General features: G+C 44.1%; 1 protein-coding gene. It reads right to left on the bottom strand.

Annotated elements, in window-relative coordinates:
* Positions 1 to 157: 157 nt before the first annotated feature.
* On the bottom strand, positions 158 to 524 hold a 367-nt coding region (locus K8O68_RS15580; protein WP_230897757.1), incomplete at its 5' end, for a DUF6431 domain-containing protein.

Genomic DNA, 524 nt, shown 5'->3' with positions numbered 1-524 from the left:
AAATTTTGTCCCGGAGATACTTAGCTTGCCCTGAGTCTATTCCTTTGGCAACTAAAGGTGCAATTATCTCCATTCGTGCTGCGGCAACTTCTTCTTGTGATTCGCGTTGACTCATCACGTTGTCCTCCCTTGTAAGAAAAATGATTTCTTTCTTACTTTATGATCTGTTCAAGGAGGACAGGTACGCAAAACGGGTCTGTAACCAAGAATGGGTATTGACGATGGGACGGACAAGACGTGTCAGCCAACCATCTTCAATACCTACAAATTCCCCAATCAAATGAAGTACGGACGAATCCCTTGGGGATGATGGATTCGGTACCTGCATAAAGTAGCGAAGCATAATGGCTCGAAGACAGCGAATGGCGTCGGTTAACCATAAAGAAAACCAGCGGATCCAACGACTTAACGTAGAAGATTCCGCTCCGACTGGTAAGCGATCTTTGATCTTATTTTGTGGATGAACAACTGCCTCGATAGAGGCGGCATCATAATGTTTATGAGGAACTAAAATATCTGGTAAC

It is taken from the genome of Salipaludibacillus sp. CUR1, from assembly GCF_021028955.1.
Classification (GTDB): domain Bacteria; phylum Bacillota; class Bacilli; order Bacillales; family Salisediminibacteriaceae; genus Salipaludibacillus.
This window is presented reverse-complemented; position numbering and strand designations above follow the sequence as displayed.